The organism is Geomonas subterranea (assembly GCF_019063845.1).
Lineage (GTDB): Bacteria > Desulfobacterota > Desulfuromonadia > Geobacterales > Geobacteraceae > Geomonas > Geomonas subterranea.
Genome location: NZ_CP077683.1, coordinates 129,769 through 145,749 on the forward strand (window position 1 = coordinate 129,769; position 15,981 = coordinate 145,749).

Sequence of the window (15,981 nt, forward strand, 5' to 3'; positions counted from 1 at the left end):
CCTCCATATGTGCCACCTTAGTTGCCGTTCATTCACGTGCAGGATTCGCTTGACACTCCCGCCGCAAAAAACTATAGCTATAACCTCCACTTCACCCAACCTTCTCCCGCCCTGACCGGGCACATCGGGGAAACATGTACTGGGAATCTTTCGGCTTCAAGGAAGCACCTTTCGCGCTCACTCCTAACCCGTCCTTTCTGTTCCTGAGCTCTCCGCACCAGGAGGCTTTCGCGCACCTGCTCTTCGCCATCGAGAACCGCGCCGGCTTCATCGAACTCTCCGGCGAGGTCGGCACCGGCAAGACCACCATCGTCCGCACGCTCTTAAACCAGCTCGACCCGGAAACCCACCGCACCGCGCTGATCTTCAACCCGATCCTCTCTCCCTTGGGCTTCATGAAAGAGGTGAACGCGGAATTCGGCCTTCCCACGGAAGGGAACGAGATCCGCGACCTGCACGCGGCCCTCAACGCCTACCTGCTCGAGGAGAACCGCGCGGGGCACACGGTGGTGCTGGTCATCGACGAGGCCCAGAACCTCGCGGTGGAGGTGCTGGAGCACGTGCGCCTCATCTCCAACCTGGAGACCGAAAGCGACAAGCTGATCCAGATCGTGCTCGTCGGACAGCCGGAACTGAACGCGCTCCTCGCCCGGGACGAGCTGAGGCAGCTCGACCAGCGCATCACGGTGCGCTACCACCTGAAGCCGATGTGCTTCGAGGACACCTGCGCCTACATCCGGCACCGGATCCGGTTCGCCGCCGAAGGGAGGGAGCCGCTGACCTTCTCCCCCGGCGCCTTCAAGCGCATCTTCAAGTTCTCCGGCGGCCTGCCGCGCCTGATCAACGGGGTGTGCGACCGCGCCCTGCTGCTCGCCTACACCCGCGAGTGCAAGGAGGTCACCCCCGCCATGGCGTCGCTCGCCATCTCCGACCTGCGCAAGGAATCGCCGCGCCGGCGGCGGGCATTGCAGGTGAGGGCGCTGTCGGCCGCGCTGGTTTTATGCGTCGCCATCATCGCGGGCTTTTCGGCAGTGTCCTTTCATCTGCTCCCCGAACCGAAGCAGGAAACAAAAGCGAAGAAGAAGGAGGGGGACAAGAAGGTCCCTCCCTTGTCGGCCGAGGCTGCGCGCCAGGCGATGGCGGCCCAGCCCGAACAGGAAAACCTTTACGCCGCAGTGAATGCCGTTATGGACGCTTGGCGGGTGCAGCGGGTCGAGCCGGTCCCGGGGCAACCCGCGAACCTGCGCACGCTGGTCCGTCAGCGCGGGCTGGTCGCGTCGAAGTTTTCCGCCAACATGGAACTCCTGGCCCGGCTGGACGCCCCCGCGCTGCTTCACATCACGCTGCCGGGGGGAGCGGAACGTCTGGTCGCCCTCGTGGGGGTGGATCAGGACGAGGTCGATGTCGTGCCTCAGGTCGCGGGGCGCTCCCGGCTCACGCGCGCCGAATTGGCGCAGCTTTGGAGTGGCGGGACCACGGCCGTCTGGAAGGATTTCCACGGCATCGCTTCCAGGACCAGGGGCACCGAGAAGGCTGCCGGGACCAGATCCCTCCAGGGGCTCCTGAAGCAGGTGGGGTGCTACGACGGCCCGCTCGACGGGAGCCTCAACGAGACCACCAAGGGGGCCCTTGCCGAGTTCCAGCGCCGGGAGCAGCTGACGGCGGACGGCAAGGTGGGGGCGCAGACTCTCATGCTCCTTTATCGCCGCGCCGGTGGCTTCTTCCCGCCGGGGGTGGCGCGGACCAAGGGCAACGACGGCAACCGGACGGGACGGATGTGACGATATGAGCCTGATACTCGACGCATTGAGAAAGATGGAACAGGAGCGCAGGAGCCGGCGCGGGTCCGCCCAGAACCTCCGCCCCGAGGTGCTGCGCTACCGCCTGGCGGCCCAGCCGAAAGAGCCGCGCCGGTTCCCGGTGGCGGTAATCGCGGGCGTCGTGCTGCTTTTGGCCGGCGTCGGCGCGGGATTCCTGCTGAAGGGGCATGCCCCGCAACCGGCAGCCGAAGCAACCCTCGCCCCCCCGACGCCGGTCGCCGCGGCGCCGTCCGCAGCCCCGGCCGTCACGGTGCCCCCGGCCGCCACCGTCGCACCACCGGTTCCGGCCGACGTCCCGGTTCCCGCGCCCGCTGTCGCACCGGCCGTTGCCGATAAAGCTCCGGCTGCAGTTCCCCAGCCGGTTGTGCCACCCGCGAGGAAGTCCTCCCGGGCTGCCGCGGCCCAGTTCGCGCCGTCCGCTCCCCCGCAAAGCGCGGCCCAGGAGCCTGCCGCAGCCGCGGGCGCACCCCAGGACATCACCATCTCCGGCATCGCCTACCAGGACGAGCGGCGGATGAGGCGGGCGGTCCTGAACGGGATCCTGGTCGGCGAGGGGGCCGAAGTCGGCGGCGCCCGCGTGCTCGAGATCAAGGAAACGAAGGTGAAGCTCTCGCGCGGCGGCCGCGTCTTCGAGGTTCCCTTCTCCTCCGGGCTGCAATCGCGTTAATCCCGGCCTGCACAGCCGGCCCCGGCTGCAGCGCCGTGGCCGGTCATCCCTGTTCCCAACTCCCCCGCGCACCACACCGGGAGCCCCGATGAAAGAACGATCACCAGCTGAGCATCCCGTCGAAAGAATTTCCGGCTCCCTGGAAAGGGTCACCTTCCACAGCGAGGAGACGGGCTTTTGCGTGCTGCGGGTGAAGGTTTCCGGGCACCGCGACCTGGTGACGGTGACCGGGAGCGCCGCGTCGGTGACGCCGGGAGAGTTCCTGGAGTGCACCGGTTCCTGGCACAACGACCGGACCCACGGGATGCAGTTCAAGGCGGAGCACCTGAAGGTGGTGCCCCCCACGACGCTTGAGGGGATCGAGAAATACCTCGGCTCCGGCATGGTGCACGGCATCGGCCACCACTTCGCCAAGGTGCTGGTGCAGGCCTTCCGCGAGGAGGTCTTCGACGTCATCGAGCACCGCCCGGAGCGGCTTTTGGAACTGCCGGGAATCGGCCGCAAGCGGATGGAGTCGGTGGCGGGCGCCTGGGTGGAGCAGAAGGCGATCCGCGAGATCATGGTCTTCCTGCAGTCCAACGGCCTCGGTACCGCGCGCGCCGTGCGCATCTACAAGAGCTACGGCAACGAGGCCATCTTCAAGGTGACCGAGAACCCGTACCGGCTCGCCCTCGACATCCACGGCATCGGCTTCAAGACCGCCGACGCCCTCGCCGCCAACCTCGGCATCGCGCGGGACTCCATGATCCGGGCGCAGGCAGGCGTCCGGCACGTGCTGCAGGAACTCTCCGCGAGCGGGCACTGCGCGGCCGCCCGGGCCGACCTGGCGCAGAGCGCCGCCTCCCTTCTCGACATCCCCCTTGCCGTCATCGAAGCCGCCATCGACGCGGAGATCACGGAGCAGAACCTCGTGGCCGAGCCGATCGCCGGGCGCCCCTGCGTCTTTTTGGCACCGCTGCATCGTGCCGAGGTCGGGGTCGCCGCCGCCCTGTCGCGCCTCTCCGGGGGCACCCCCCCCTGGGGCGGCATCGTCGCGGAAGAGGCCATCCCCTGGGTGGAAAGCCACAACGGCATCACCCTTTCCCCGTCGCAGCGCGACGCCATCCGGCTTGCGCTGAAGAGCAAGGTGGTCGTGGTGACCGGTGGCCCCGGGGTGGGCAAGACCACGCTGGTGAACAGCATCCTGGCCATCATCCGCTCGAGGCACCTCAAGGTGACCCTGTGCGCCCCGACCGGAAGGGCGGCCAAGCGGCTCACCGAATCGACCGGGATAGAGGCGAAGACCATCCATCGCCTGCTGGAGTTCGACCCGCAGAGCTTCGGCTTCAAGCGCGACCGCGACAACCCGCTTCCCACCGACCTCCTGGTGATGGACGAGGCCTCCATGGTCGACGTGGTGCTGATGAACAAACTCCTCCCGGCCGTCCCGGACCATGCGGGACTCATCATCGTGGGCGACGTGGACCAGCTCCCCTCGGTCGGCCCCGGCAGCGTCCTCGCCGACATCATCGATTCCGGCGCCGTCGCCACCGTGCGCCTCACGGAGATCTTCCGGCAGGCCGCGGGCTCCAGGATCATCGTCAACGCCCACCGCATCAACCGGGGCGAGCTCCCCCTGCGGGACGAGGGGAAGGAACTGGCCGACTTCTACTTCATCCCCGCCGCCACCGCCGACGACATCCACGGCAAGCTGCTCCAGGTGATCACGGAGCGGATCCCCAAGCGTTTCGGTTTCGATCCCGTGCGCGACATCCAGGTGCTCACCCCCATGAACCGCGGCGGGCTCGGCACCGGTTCGTTGAACGCGGAACTGCAGGGGGTGCTAAACGGCAAGGCGGAACCCCGCGTGACCCGCTTCGGCACCGGTTTCGCGCCGGGGGACAAGGTGATCCAGACCGTGAACAACTACGAGAAGGAAGTCTTCAACGGCGACATCGGCCGGATCGTCGAGGTGCGCCAGGAGGAGGGGACGCTCAGCGTCGATTTCGACGAGCGGCTGGTGGAATACCAGTTCGGCGAACTGGACGAGGTGAGCCTCGCCTACGCCACCAGCATCCACAAGAGCCAGGGTTCCGAATACACCGCCGTGGTGATCCCCCTGTCCATGCAGCACTACACCATGCTGGAGCGCAACCTGATCTACACCGCCGTGACCCGGGGTAAGAAGCTCGTGGTGGTGATCGGCGAGCCCAAGGCGCTCGCCATGGCGGTGCGTACCAGCAAGTCGCAGCGCAGGATGACCGACCTGGCGCGCAGGATCTGCAGCGCCCCCGCTGAATAAGGCGAACGTTCAAGAGGAGGAAGCGATGAAGACCATCGGCATGATTGGCGGGCTCGGCCCGGAGTCCACCGTCGACTATTACCAGTGCATCATCGGGGCGTTCCGTGTGCCGGGTAGCCTGGCCGCGCCGGAGATGGTGATCTACAGCGTGAGCCTGCAGGAGGTGATGGACCTGGCCGCCGGACGCGAGTGGAACCACCTGGTCTACCTCCTGGTGCAGAAGGTGAGGGCGCTGCACAAGGCCGGCGCCGACTTCGCCATCATCACCGCGAACACGCCGCACGTCGTCTTCGACGAGATTCAGCAGAAGTCCCCCATCCCGCTCATCAGCATCGTTACCGCCACCTGCGACCGGGCGAAGGAGCTGGGGGTTAAGAGGGTCGGCCTGTTGGGGACGAAGTTCACCATGGAAGAGAACTTCTTCGCTCCTCCCTTCGCGGCGGCGGGGATCACTGTCGCGGTCCCCTCTGCCGGCGACCAGCGCTACATTCACGACAAGCTGATGACGGAGATCGAACTGGGGATCATCAAGGACGACACGAGAAAAGGGCTGATCGACATAATCGGGCGTCTGGTGCTGCAGGAAAAGGTGGAGGCGATCATCCTTGGCTGCACCGAGCTGCCGCTGATACTAAAGGACGGCGACTTCGACACGACCTTTCTCAATACCACGGCGATCCATGTCGAAAGCGTGGTGAGGTATTGCAGGGAAGGGAGGACGTGGTAAAAGGAGCAGGGCTGAATTAAGCATAGGGGGAAGTATGAAGATATTGATGATCCTGGCGCTGGTTCTCATCGCGTCGACCTCGTTCGCCGGGGAGAAGAAAAAGGCGGCCAAGGAGGCGCCGAACTCGCGATCGCTGCAGGAGAAGTGGGATGCGGACGCCTCGCTGCTGAAGCTCGACTGCAACGACAGCATGTGCGCCTACGGCGTCAAGGGGTCCGCGCAGATCGTCGACGCCGACAGCAACATCCGCTCGGCGTGGGTCGCCTTTCTCTATACCGACGAGGGGCGCAAGGGGCTGTCGGGTGCGCTGAAAGGGAGCTATTACAGCAAGGAAAAGTGGAATATCAACTGCAACGACGCGACCATGAACGTCTCCTCGGTGAACTACTACGACGCCAAGGGGAGTCCGGTCAGCTCCTACGGCAACGACGAGCGGTGGAGCGACATCGTCCCCGGCAGCTTCGGCGAGACCGTCGCCGCCATAGTCTGCACCCTGGAGGATGACGGGGACGAGCAGGACAATTCCGGCGCAGTGCCGGGAGAGTCGCCCCCCCAGGAAGGCACCCCCTTGTAAGCCATGAGCCCCCTCACCGGCATATCCCGCGCAAAGGTGCTGCTTCGGGCGCTGCGCTCCCGCAATTACCGCCTTTTCGTGGCGGGGCAGAGCGTCTCGCTGGTCGGTACCTGGATGCAGCAGGTCGCCATGAGCTGGCTCGTGTACCGGATGACCGACTCCGCGGTGCTCCTGGGGGTGGTCGGCTTCACCAGCCAGGTCCCCACCTTCATCTTCGCGCCGGTGGCGGGGGTCTTCGCGGACCGCTGCAACCGGCGCCGGCTTTTGATGCTGACCCAGGCGCTGGCCATGGTCCAGGCGGCGCTTCTGGCTGCGTCGGTGATGCTGGGGGTGGTCCAGGTCTGGCACATCGTGCTGCTCAGCCTGGTTTTGGGGGTGGTGAACGCCTTCGACATACCGGTCCGCCAGTCCTTCGTGGTCGAGATGGTGACCGAGCGTGAAGATCTCGGCAACGCCATCGCCCTCAACTCATCCATGGTCAATGCCGCCCGCCTGATCGGCCCGACCGTCGCCGGTCTGCTGGTCGCCACGGTCGGGGAAGGGATCTGCTTTCTCTTGAACAGCGCCAGCTATCTGGCCGTCCTTCTCGCCCTGGCCGCCATGCGCATCGAGCCCCGCCCGGGGAGGGAAAAGCCCCGGCGCCGCATCTACCATGAGCTCAAGGAAGGTTTCATCTACGCCTTCGGCTTCGGGCCGATCCGCAGCATCCTGTTGCTGGTCGCGCTGATGAGCCTTACCGGAATGCCGTACACCGTGCTGGTCCCCGTTTTCGCCAAGGATATCCTGCACGGCGGCGCCCACACCTTCGGCTTTCTGATGACCGCCGCCGGATGCGGCGCCCTGGTCGGCACCATCTACCTTGCCTCCCGCGGCACCGTTTTGGGCCTCGGCAAGGTGATAGTCCTCTCCACCTGCCTGTTCTCCGTCGGGGTCGCCGTCTTCGCCATCTCGAGCAGCATGGCGCTTTCCCTCGCCGCCCTGGTCGTGGCGGGGTTTGGCGCCATGACCCTGGTGGCGTCCTGCAACACCATCCTGCAGACCATCCTGGAGGAGGACAAGCGGGGGAGGGTGATGAGTTTCTTCACCATGGCCTTCATGGGTATGGCCCCCTTCGGCAGCCTCGGAGCCGGTGCCATGACCAAGGTCGTCGGCCCGCGGGTAACCCTGGTCATCGGGGCCTGCTGCTGCCTTGCCGGAGCGTTTGTCTTTGCCAGGAACCTCCCCCGCATCAGGCAGATGGTCCGCCCCATCTACGCGCGGATGGGAATCGTGAAAGAGGTCGCCCAGGGGATGGAAACCGCGGCGGAGCAGCCGCAACTGCCCAAGGAGAAGGAGTGACCTGCCGCGCAACTTGACCTCGTAGTGTCAATATTGGTACTATACATATGGCCAGCGTAGTGGACATCATCGAAAGGCTTCGACGCGCGCCCGAAGCCGTGCGTTTCGCGGAGCTTTGCAGAGTCTGCGAGCACTACTTCGGGGAACCCCGCAGGAGAGGGGGGAGCCACCAGGTCTACAAGACCCCGTGGACCGGCGACCCGCGGGTGAACATCCAGAATTCCAACGGGTACGCGAAGGCGTACCAGGTGAAGCAGGTGCTGAAGGCGATTGAGCGGTTGGAGGTGGAACGTGGCAGAACTGACCGATAAATATACTTACAGAATCACGTGGTCGGAGGACGATGAAGAATTCGTGGGACTGTGCGCCGAGTTCCCAAGCTTGAGCTGGCTTGATAAGAGCCCCGAAGCGGCACTCAAAGGCATACGTGAACTCGTCGGCGACATCATCGTCGACATGAGCGGCGCCGGAGAGGCCGTTCCCGAACCTATCGCGGCCAGAAACTTCAGCGGGAGATTCGTGGTGCGCGTCCCTCCCGAGGTGCACCGGCAACTGGCGATTCAGGCCGCAGAAGCGGGGGTGAGCCTGAACCGGCTGGCCAGCGCCAAGCTCAGTCATTAAGGAACCATGATAGATTTTCTTACCGCAGGTTTTGTCCTTGGATGCTCGGCGGGGTTCTCGCCGGGGCCGCTTCTGATGCTGGTCATCTCCGAGACGCTCACCCACGGCACCCGCTCCGGGGTGCGGGTGGCGCTCTCCCCCATCATCACCGATTTCCCCATCATCGCCGCCACCCTGCTTCTGTTGATGAACCTCTCGGGGTATCACGGCATCCTCGGGGCCCTGTCGCTGGCGGGCGGCCTCTTCATCCTCTACACCGGCTACCACTCCCTGCGGGCACGGCCGGTCGAGCTGGAACTCCCCAAGGAGCCCCCGAAGTCGCTGCGCAAAGGCGTGCTCACCAACTTCCTCAGCCCGCACCCCTACCTGTTCTGGATCACCGTGGGGGCGCCCCTTTTGAGCCGGGCGCTCAAGGCCGGTCCCGCCGCCTTTGTCGCCTTCATCGGGAGCTTCTACCTCTGCCTCATCGGCGCCAAGATCATCCTCGCCGTCGCGGTGGGGAGATCGCGGGCCTTCATGGGGAGCACCGTTTACCTCTGGATCATGCGGATCCTCGGCGCGCTTTTGACTTTTTTCGCGCTGCTCTTGTTCCGGGAGGGGCTCAAGCTGTTGGGGGTAGGGTAGGAGGAGGGCGCGAGTCCCCCCTCAGGTGTGCTCTATTTCCACCACGTCGATCTGCAGCACGATCTCTTCACCCGCCAGTTGCGGGTTGCGGTCCAGGCTGACCCCCTTGTCGGTGCTGACGAAGCTGAACTCATCCGTGGTCCCCTGGTCCACCACCTCCTGCTGCATCTCGGTCGCGCTCCCGCCGATGGGGGCGGACTCGCGGGAGAAGCGGGACACGGCGGAGGGGTCCCTGCGCCCGTAGGCCTTGTCCGGCGGCACGGTGACCCGCTTCGATTCTCCCGCCGACATCCCCTCCAGCGCCTCCTCCAGCCCCCGCATCACCCTGCCCAACCCCACCGTGACCCGCAACGGGTCTCCTCCCGCCGTCGATTCGACCACCGCCCCGTTCTTGCGCAGCGCCGTGTAATGGACCTGCACCGTACTGCCGTACTTTACCGTTGGCATGTGCCACCTCCGTTGACGCTCTCTCTCACCTGCCGCCAGCCGTCCTTCAGTCGCACCCCGAGAAGCGGTCCACCTCCACGTTCTCCAGCAGGCGCCCCAGGTAGCGGGACTTCAGCTGTTCGCTGGCCATGAGCCTCTTGACGGGGGGCATCCTGAGTATGGCCCCGAGTATCGCCGCCATGGCGCGGTGGCTCAGGTAGGCCTGGTTGTCGAAGATGAGGTTTTGCAGCTTGCCGCGCTCGATCGCCATGAGCACCAGGCGATGGGCCGTGTTCACCGGCGTCAGGATGCGCCTCGCGCGGGGTTCCAGGCGCACGGCCCCGGCGGGACAGACCCGCGCGCAGATCCCGCACCCCAGGCAGAAATCTGTGGCGGCCCGCGCCTTGCGTCCGCCCCCCTCCCGACCTCCCCTTCCGGGGGAGGAGCTGTAGGTCGGACATCCCCGCCCCCGGAGGGGGAGGGTCAGGGAGGGGGGACGGCCCCTCGTCGGTGTCCATCGTGATGGCGTCCACCGGGCAGATGGCGGCGCACGTGCCGCAGCCCGTGCAGCGGTGGCTGGCCGTGGTCTGGACAAAGTTGGTGCTGTACATGGCGTTGGAGATGGCCAGCCTGCGGGTGGCGATGAGCCCTTCGCAGCAGCAGCGGCAGCAGTTGCAGATGAAGTTGACACGCTTCTGAACGTTGTCCGCGCACTGCACAAGGTTCAGGTCGCGCGCTTTTTGCAGCAGATCGAGCCCCTCGACGCTGTCCACCCGGCGCGCCACGCCGCGTCGCAGCAGCGATTGCGCCGCGAGGTTCAGGGTCATGCAGATGTCCAGCGGCGCCCCGCAGCCCCGGTCCAGCTGGGCCATCTTGTGCCGGCAGTAGCAAAGCCCCACCGCGATGTCGCTCGCGCTCTTGATCACCTCGCTCGCCCGCTCGTAATCGAGCACCAGGCAGGCCTTCTCGTCGGGGACCGCCTCCTCGTTCACCAGCACCCGCCCAAGCGAGGTCTCGCCGCCGGCAAAGAGGTCGCGGATGAAGGCGTCCTCGACGTTTATGTAGTGGAAAAAGAGCCGGGCCAGCTCCTTCTGGTCCAGGTCCGGACGCCGCCGCATCAGCGAGAACTCGAAGAATCCGGCCATCGGTGGAGGGAGGATGTAGATCGTCCTGCCGCCGCGCTCGATGTCGAGGAGCAGCGAACGCGAGGCGAGCTGTTCGAGCAGGATGCGCGCGTCGTTGGTGGCGACCTTCCAGATCCTTGCCGCCCTCGCCGCAGAAAAGGGGCGCAGCGGCAGCTGGCTCATGAGCGCCGCCTCCCGCTCGCTGCACAGGATGGAAAGGATCCTGAGCAGGAGCTCCGACTCCGGCGCCCCTTGCGGGAACTTGTTCACCCGCCGCATCAGGCGGTGGTAGCCGTCGTTTGGTCGCTCGCCCGGCATGTGAGGCCCCTTTTATTAGGAAAAAGACAATGTGCCAGTATAGCAGTCCGCCAAGGGCAGGCAACCACCGCTTGGAGCCGCCCGCATCCGGGAGATCCGGCCCTCGCCGTTTCGTTTATCCTGATGCCGCTAATTAAAGATCCCCCCCGCTGCGCCGAAAAAGAATAGAGCGACCGATGCGTTTCCGTCCCCGTGGTGGTCGAGGAGCCCTCCCTGACGATGAAGAAATTGACCCTGACAACGAAGATGAGCCTCATGGTGTCCCTTTTGGTGGCGCTGGTGCTCTCGTTGATGACGCTGTGCGCGGCGTGGTTCCTCGAAAAGCAGTACCAGGATACCGTGTCGGAGCAGCAGTTCTCCATGGTCAGCTCCATGGCCGGGGAGATCGACAGCAAGATGCGTCAGACCCAGCTCCAGCTCGTGGCCCTCGCCGACAGCATCCCGCACCGGCTCTTCACCAGCCCCCTGCTGGCCCAGCGCTTCCTGGAACAGCGCCCCGAGGCACTGGCGCTCTTCGACAGCGACATCTTCATCTTCGACGCCACGGGAAAGCTCCTCGCGGTCAATCCCCCGGAAAAGCAGCTGATCGGCAGGGATTACTCCTTCCGCGACTATTACCGGGAGGCGGCCCGCGACAAGAAGCCCGTCATTTCCGACCCTTTCATCTCAACCCAGGCCCACGGTCACCCAACGGTCGCCTTCGTGGTCCCGGTGCTGGACGGGCGGGGCGACATCCTCGGGATGATCGGCGGCATGATCGACCTGTACAAGGACAACTACCTGGGCAAGCTCTCCCACGCCCGGATAGGGGAGAACGGCTACCTCTACCTGTTCAACACGCGGCGCATCATCATCGCCCACCCGGACCAGCAACGCATCCTGAAGCACGATCTCCCGCCGGGGGGAAATCCCCTGCTGGACCGTGCCCTGGCCGGTTTCGAGGGGGCCGGCGAGACGGTCACCTCGCGCGGGTTGCCTGCGGTGGCCGCCTTCAAGCGCCTCAAGAGCACGGGGTGGATCCTCGCCTCGACCTTCCCGCTCACCGAGGCCTACGCGCCGGTGCGGGAGGCCAAGGTGCTGCTGGCGGCCGGGCTGGTGGCGGCGCTGGCGGGGAGCGTGCTGGTCTGCCTCTTGTTCATGAGGCGGCTGACGGCACCCCTTTCGACCTTCATCCGCCACGTGGAGGGGATCAGCGACGGGGACCAGGAGCTGGAGCCGGTGGCGATACGGACCGGCGACGAGATCGGCACGCTGGCCCGCGCCTTCAACCGCATGATCCTGGAGCTGCGCCGGCAAAAGGAATCGGCGCGCGAACTGCGCCTCGCCATCGACCAGGCGCCGGTGACGGTCATGGTCACCGACCGCAACGGCACCATAGAGTACGTGAATCCCCATTTCACCAAGGTGACCGGCTACAGCGCGGAGGAGGCGCTGGGGGGGACTCCGAGGCTGGTCAAATCGGGATGGCACCGGCGGGCGTTCTACGCGGAGATGTGGCAGACGGTCCTTTCCGGGCGGGTGTGGCGCGGCGAGATGCGCAACAAGCGTAAAAACGGCGACCTGTACTGGGAGAGCGCCTCGATCTCCCCGGTCAAGGACGACAGCGGGACCATCAAGAACCTTGTGGCGGTCAAGGAGGACATCACCGAGAGAAAGCGGGCCGAGGAGGCGCTGATCAGAAGCGACGAGCGGATCCGGCTCCTGCTGGAATCGACGGCGGAGGCGATCTTCGGGATGGACCTCCTCGGAAACTGCACCTTCGCCAACCGCGCCTGCGCCACCCTCCTCGGCTATGCCGGAACGGAGGAGCTGCTGGGCAAGAACATGCACCTGCTCATCCATCACACCGCCGTCGACGGCTCTCCCAACCCGGTGCAGCAATGTCCGCTCTACCGTGTGCTGCGCGGGGAGCAGGGGGTGCACAACGACGACCAGATCTTCTGGCGCGCGGACGGGACCAGCTTCGCCGTCGAGTACTGGTCCTATCCGCAGCTGAGCAACGGGGAACTGGTGGGGGGGGTGGTCACCTTCTTCGACATCACCGAGCGGAAGCGGGCCGAGGAGGAACTGCTCCGCGCGACCGAGGCCGCCGAGGCGGCGACGCGGGCCAAGAGCGAGTTTCTCGCCAACATGAGCCACGAGATCCGCACCCCGATGAACGCGGCCCTGGGGATGCTCTACCTCTTGCGGCAGACGGAGCTCACCGAACAGCAGAAGGAATACCTGGACAAGGCGCAGAGCGCCTCGGGGGTGCTGCTCCGGGTGATCAACGACATCCTCGATTTCTCCAAGATAGAGGCCGGGAAAATGCAGGTGGAGCAGATCCCGTTCCGGGTGGAGAAGGTGCTCTCCGACCTGCGGGACGTGGTGAGCGCCATCCTGCGGGACAAGGAGGTCGAGTTCGTCGTCAATAAAGCCGGCGACATTCCGGAGCTTTTGGTCGGGGACCCCCTCCGGCTGGGGCAGGTGCTGCTCAACCTGACCGGCAACGCCATCAAGTTCACCGAAAAGGGGAAGGTCGAGGTGGACGTGGCGCTGCTGGCACTCGAGGAGGGATGCGCCACCCTGCGCTTTTCCGTCACCGACACCGGCATAGGAATGGGGGCGAAGCAGCGGGAAGGGGTGTTCAAGCCCTTCACCCAGGCCGACACCTCCACCACCCGCAGGTACGGCGGGACCGGGCTGGGGCTCGCCATCTGCCAGGAACTGGTGCAGCTCATGGGGGGGCGGATCTGGGTGGAGAGCGAGCCGGGGCGCGGCAGCACCTTCAGCTTCGTGGCGCGCTTCGGACGGCTGGAGCCGGGGCAGGCGGCACCTCCGGAGCTCCCGGCGCACGATTCCCCCCCGGAGGGGCTCGCGGGGGTGCGCGTGCTCCTCGTGGAGGACAACACGATGAACCAGGAGGTGGCCCGCTTCATCCTCGAGCGCGGCGGTGTGAGGGTCGACGTCGCTCGGGACGGCGCGGAGGCGCTCTCCATGGTGCACGCCGACGGGGCCCGGTACCATGCCGTGCTCATGGACGTGCACATGCCGGTGATGGACGGCCTGGAGGCGACCCGGCGCATGCGGCTCGACCCCGCCCTGGAGCGGCTCCCCATCATCGCCATGACCGCCAGCGCGCTCCCCGGCGAGCGGATCCTCTGCCGGGAGGCCGGCATGAACGACCAGGTGGACAAGCCGATCAACGTCCCCGGGCTCTTCGCCACCCTGAGCCGCTGGGTCGGTCCGCTCCACGGTGCCGCCGGGGCGCCCCCCGAACCGGCGGGGGAGGGGGAGGACGTGCCGCTTCCCGACCACCTGCCGGGGCTCGACCTGAAGCGGGCGAAGTCCGTGCTCCAGGAGAACAGGCTCCTCAAAAAGCTGCTGCTCACTTTCCTGAAGGAAAACGAGGGGCTCGTGCAGCGGATCGCCGCTGCGGCCGGAAAGGGCGACCTCAAGGCGGCACGTCAGATGATCCACACGGTGAAGGGAAGCGCGGGTAACGTGGGGGCCATCTGGCTCGGGAGCGCCGCGGCTTCACTGGAGATCGCCCTGCGGGGAGACGACGCCATGGTGGTGCATGAGACCCTGGAGCGCTTCGCGGAGAAGCTCGCCGAGGTGCTCGGTTCCATCCGGGTGCTGCGGCAGGGGTGGACCGGGCGCGGCGGCGCGGAACCGGGGACGGCGGCCGGGCTCAGCTGCGAGGATCCCCCCCGCGCGGTGGCCCTGGCCGGGATTCTCGCCAGCCTGCTCGAGAGCCAGAACATGAACGCGCTCCCGGTATGGGAGGAGATGCGTTCCCTGCTGGCGGGCGACATCGTGGAGCGCCTGGACCTCACGCTGCAGGGGCTTGATTTCGCCGATGCCGGCGCGGTATTGCAGGAAATCATTCAGGAACTGGAGAACGCATGAACCCAGACCGCAGCGAACAAGGGGCAAGACCCAAGATCCTCATCGTGGACGACACCGCGGCCAACATCGAGGTGCTGTACCAGATCCTCAAGGCCGAATACGACATCCTGTTCGCCAAAAGCGGCACCGACGGCCTGCGCATGGCGCGGGAGCAGATGCCTGACCTGGTGCTCCTGGACGTGATGATGCCGGACATGGACGGCTACGAGGTATGCCGGGTGCTGAAACAGGAGCCGGAGACGGCGCGCATCCCGGTGGTGTTCGTGACGGCGATGGACAACGATGAGGACGAGACACGGGGGCTGGAGCTCGGCGCCATCGACTACCTCACCAAGCCGATCCGCCCCTGCATCGTCCGGGCGCGGGTGCGCAACCACCTGGAGCTGAAGCACCGGGGGGACCTGCTGGAGCAGTTGAGCGCGCAACTGGCGCACAAGAACCGGGAGCTGGAGGTGCTGGTGCGGGAGGATGGGCTTACCGGGATCGCCAACCGGCGCCACTTCGACGAGGCGCTGCGCTGTGAGATCCAGCGGGCCGCGCGCAACGGCCGCAACCTCTCCCTCATCATGTGCGACATCGACCACTTCAAGAGGTTCAACGACCTCTACGGCCATTTCGCCGGTGACAAATGCCTGCAGCTGGTGGGGGAGCTTTTGAAGAAGAGCTTCAAGCGTGCCGGCGAGGTGGTGGCGCGCTACGGCGGCGAGGAGTTCGCCGCCATCCTCCCCGACACCAGCGGCGAGCTGGCGGGGCACCTGGCGGAGCGGCTGCGGCTCGAGCTTTTCGGCCAGGCCCTGCCGCACGCCCAGTCCCCGTCCGGGGTGGTGACCATGAGCCTCGGCGTGACGGGGGGGCTCGTGACGCGGGAGCGGGGCGTGGAGTGGTTCATAACCTCAGCCGACAACGCGCTGTACCGCTCCAAGGAGGGGGGGAGAAACCGGGTCACCGTCTGGGAGGATCAGTAGTCGACCCCCGGCTGCGGCTCGATCTCCTTGCGGTAGGCGTGCTTCACCTCGACCACCTCGCTCACGGTGTCGGCCAGTTCCACCACCAGCGGGTGCGCGTCCCGCCCGGTGAGCACGAGATGCATGAGCGGCGGCTTGCGCGCCAGGATCTCGAGGAGCTGTTCCAGGTCGATCAGCTGCAGTTGCAGGGCGTTGTTGATCTCGTCGAGGATCACCATGTCGAAGGCGCCCGAGCCGATCTTCTCCAGGGAGAGCCGCACGGCGTCCTGCGCGTTGGCCCGGTGCTCGCTCCTCGGGTAGGGGTTGCCCAGGATGCCGCAGAACCCCTTGCCGGTGGTGTGCAGTTCCACCTGGTCGCCCAGAAGCTTCACCCCGTCCCACTCCCCCGCGTACAGGTCCCCCTTCATGAACTGGATGATGCAGACCTTCATGCCGTGCCCGCAGGCGCGCAGCGCCATCCCCAGCGCCGAGGTGGTCTTCCCCTTGCCGTGACCGGTGATGACCACGGTCAGTCCCTTTTTCAGCTTCGGTTCCAGCCTGTGTATCCGCACCGGCGGGCTTCCCTCTTTATTCATGATGCGGCCTCCCCTCGTTTCCTTATCAAC

At 66.0% G+C, this 15,981-nt stretch carries 14 protein-coding genes and 1 pseudogene; 11 read left to right on the forward strand and 4 right to left on the reverse strand.

Going from position 1 to position 15,981, the window contains the following annotated elements:
• Positions 1-134 precede the first annotated feature (134 nt).
• The 9 genes from KP001_RS00530 to KP001_RS00570 all read left to right on the forward strand — a co-directional run bounded on the left by KP001_RS00530 (position 135) and on the right by KP001_RS00570 (position 8,652).
• Positions 135-1,781, forward strand: coding sequence for an AAA family ATPase (locus tag KP001_RS00530; protein WP_217287658.1), 1,647 nt, complete (start codon positions 135-137; stop codon positions 1,779-1,781).
• A gap of 4 nt (positions 1,782-1,785) precedes the next feature.
• Complete coding sequence (locus KP001_RS00535; RefSeq protein WP_217287659.1) at positions 1,786-2,487, forward strand: general secretion pathway protein GspB; 702 nt, start codon at positions 1,786-1,788, stop codon at positions 2,485-2,487.
• An 88-nt stretch (positions 2,488-2,575) separates the two neighbouring features.
• Complete coding sequence (gene recD2 / locus KP001_RS00540) at positions 2,576-4,768, forward strand: SF1B family DNA helicase RecD2 (protein WP_217287660.1); 2,193 nt, start codon at positions 2,576-2,578, stop codon at positions 4,766-4,768.
• A 25-nt stretch (positions 4,769-4,793) separates the two neighbouring features.
• Positions 4,794-5,495: an aspartate/glutamate racemase family protein gene (locus tag KP001_RS00545; RefSeq protein WP_217287661.1), complete on the forward strand. Its 702-nt coding sequence runs from the start codon at positions 4,794-4,796 to the stop codon at positions 5,493-5,495.
• Positions 5,496-5,529: 34 nt separating this feature from the next.
• Positions 5,530-6,069, forward strand: a complete 540-nt coding sequence (locus KP001_RS00550; RefSeq protein ID WP_217287662.1) for a surface-adhesin E family protein — start codon at positions 5,530-5,532, stop codon at positions 6,067-6,069.
• 3 nt (positions 6,070-6,072) lie between these two features.
• Entirely contained in the window at positions 6,073-7,407 is a 1,335-nt protein-coding gene (locus KP001_RS00555; RefSeq protein ID WP_217287663.1) for an MFS transporter, read from the forward strand.
• A 47-nt stretch (positions 7,408-7,454) separates the two neighbouring features.
• Positions 7,455-7,718 (forward strand): toxin HicA, encoded by a 264-nt coding sequence (locus KP001_RS00560; protein ID WP_217287664.1) that lies wholly within the window; start codon positions 7,455-7,457, stop codon positions 7,716-7,718.
• A complete protein-coding gene (locus KP001_RS00565; RefSeq protein WP_217287665.1) occupies positions 7,699-8,028 on the forward strand; it encodes a type II toxin-antitoxin system HicB family antitoxin in 330 nt (109 codons plus the stop codon). The genes KP001_RS00560 and KP001_RS00565 overlap by 20 nt, the downstream gene beginning before the upstream one ends.
• Before the next feature lie 6 nt (positions 8,029-8,034).
• Complete coding sequence (locus KP001_RS00570) at positions 8,035-8,652, forward strand: LysE family translocator (RefSeq protein ID WP_217287666.1); 618 nt, start codon at positions 8,035-8,037, stop codon at positions 8,650-8,652.
• A 21-nt stretch (positions 8,653-8,673) separates the two neighbouring features.
• Here KP001_RS00570 and KP001_RS00575 read toward each other — a convergent pair whose 3' ends face one another.
• The 3 genes and pseudogenes from KP001_RS00575 to KP001_RS22325 form a co-directional block, all read right to left on the reverse strand.
• Positions 8,674-9,099: an FKBP-type peptidyl-prolyl cis-trans isomerase gene (locus tag KP001_RS00575; RefSeq protein WP_217287667.1), complete on the reverse strand. Its 426-nt coding sequence runs from the start codon at positions 9,097-9,099 to the stop codon at positions 8,674-8,676.
• A 46-nt stretch (positions 9,100-9,145) separates the two neighbouring features.
• Complete coding sequence (locus tag KP001_RS22285) at positions 9,146-9,673, reverse strand: 4Fe-4S binding protein (RefSeq protein ID WP_367620616.1); 528 nt, start codon at positions 9,671-9,673, stop codon at positions 9,146-9,148.
• Positions 9,621-10,520: pseudogene (locus KP001_RS22325) on the reverse strand ((Fe-S)-binding protein); the annotation flags it as partial. The gene KP001_RS22285 and the pseudogene KP001_RS22325, both read right to left, overlap by 53 nt.
• A gap of 219 nt (positions 10,521-10,739) precedes the next feature.
• Between KP001_RS22325 and KP001_RS00585 the strand changes: the two are divergent.
• A complete protein-coding gene (locus KP001_RS00585; protein ID WP_217287668.1) occupies positions 10,740-14,411 on the forward strand; it encodes a PAS domain S-box protein in 3,672 nt (1,223 codons plus the stop codon).
• Positions 14,408-15,376 (forward strand): diguanylate cyclase, encoded by a 969-nt coding sequence (locus KP001_RS00590; RefSeq protein ID WP_217287669.1) that lies wholly within the window; start codon positions 14,408-14,410, stop codon positions 15,374-15,376. Before KP001_RS00585 ends, KP001_RS00590 begins: the two co-directional genes overlap by 4 nt.
• Here KP001_RS00590 and KP001_RS00595 read toward each other — a convergent pair.
• Entirely contained in the window at positions 15,370-15,951 is a 582-nt protein-coding gene (locus KP001_RS00595) for a cob(I)yrinic acid a,c-diamide adenosyltransferase (protein ID WP_217287670.1), read from the reverse strand. The two genes, KP001_RS00590 and KP001_RS00595, sit on opposite strands and share 7 nt — an antisense overlap.
• Positions 15,952-15,981: the final 30 nt, after the last annotated feature.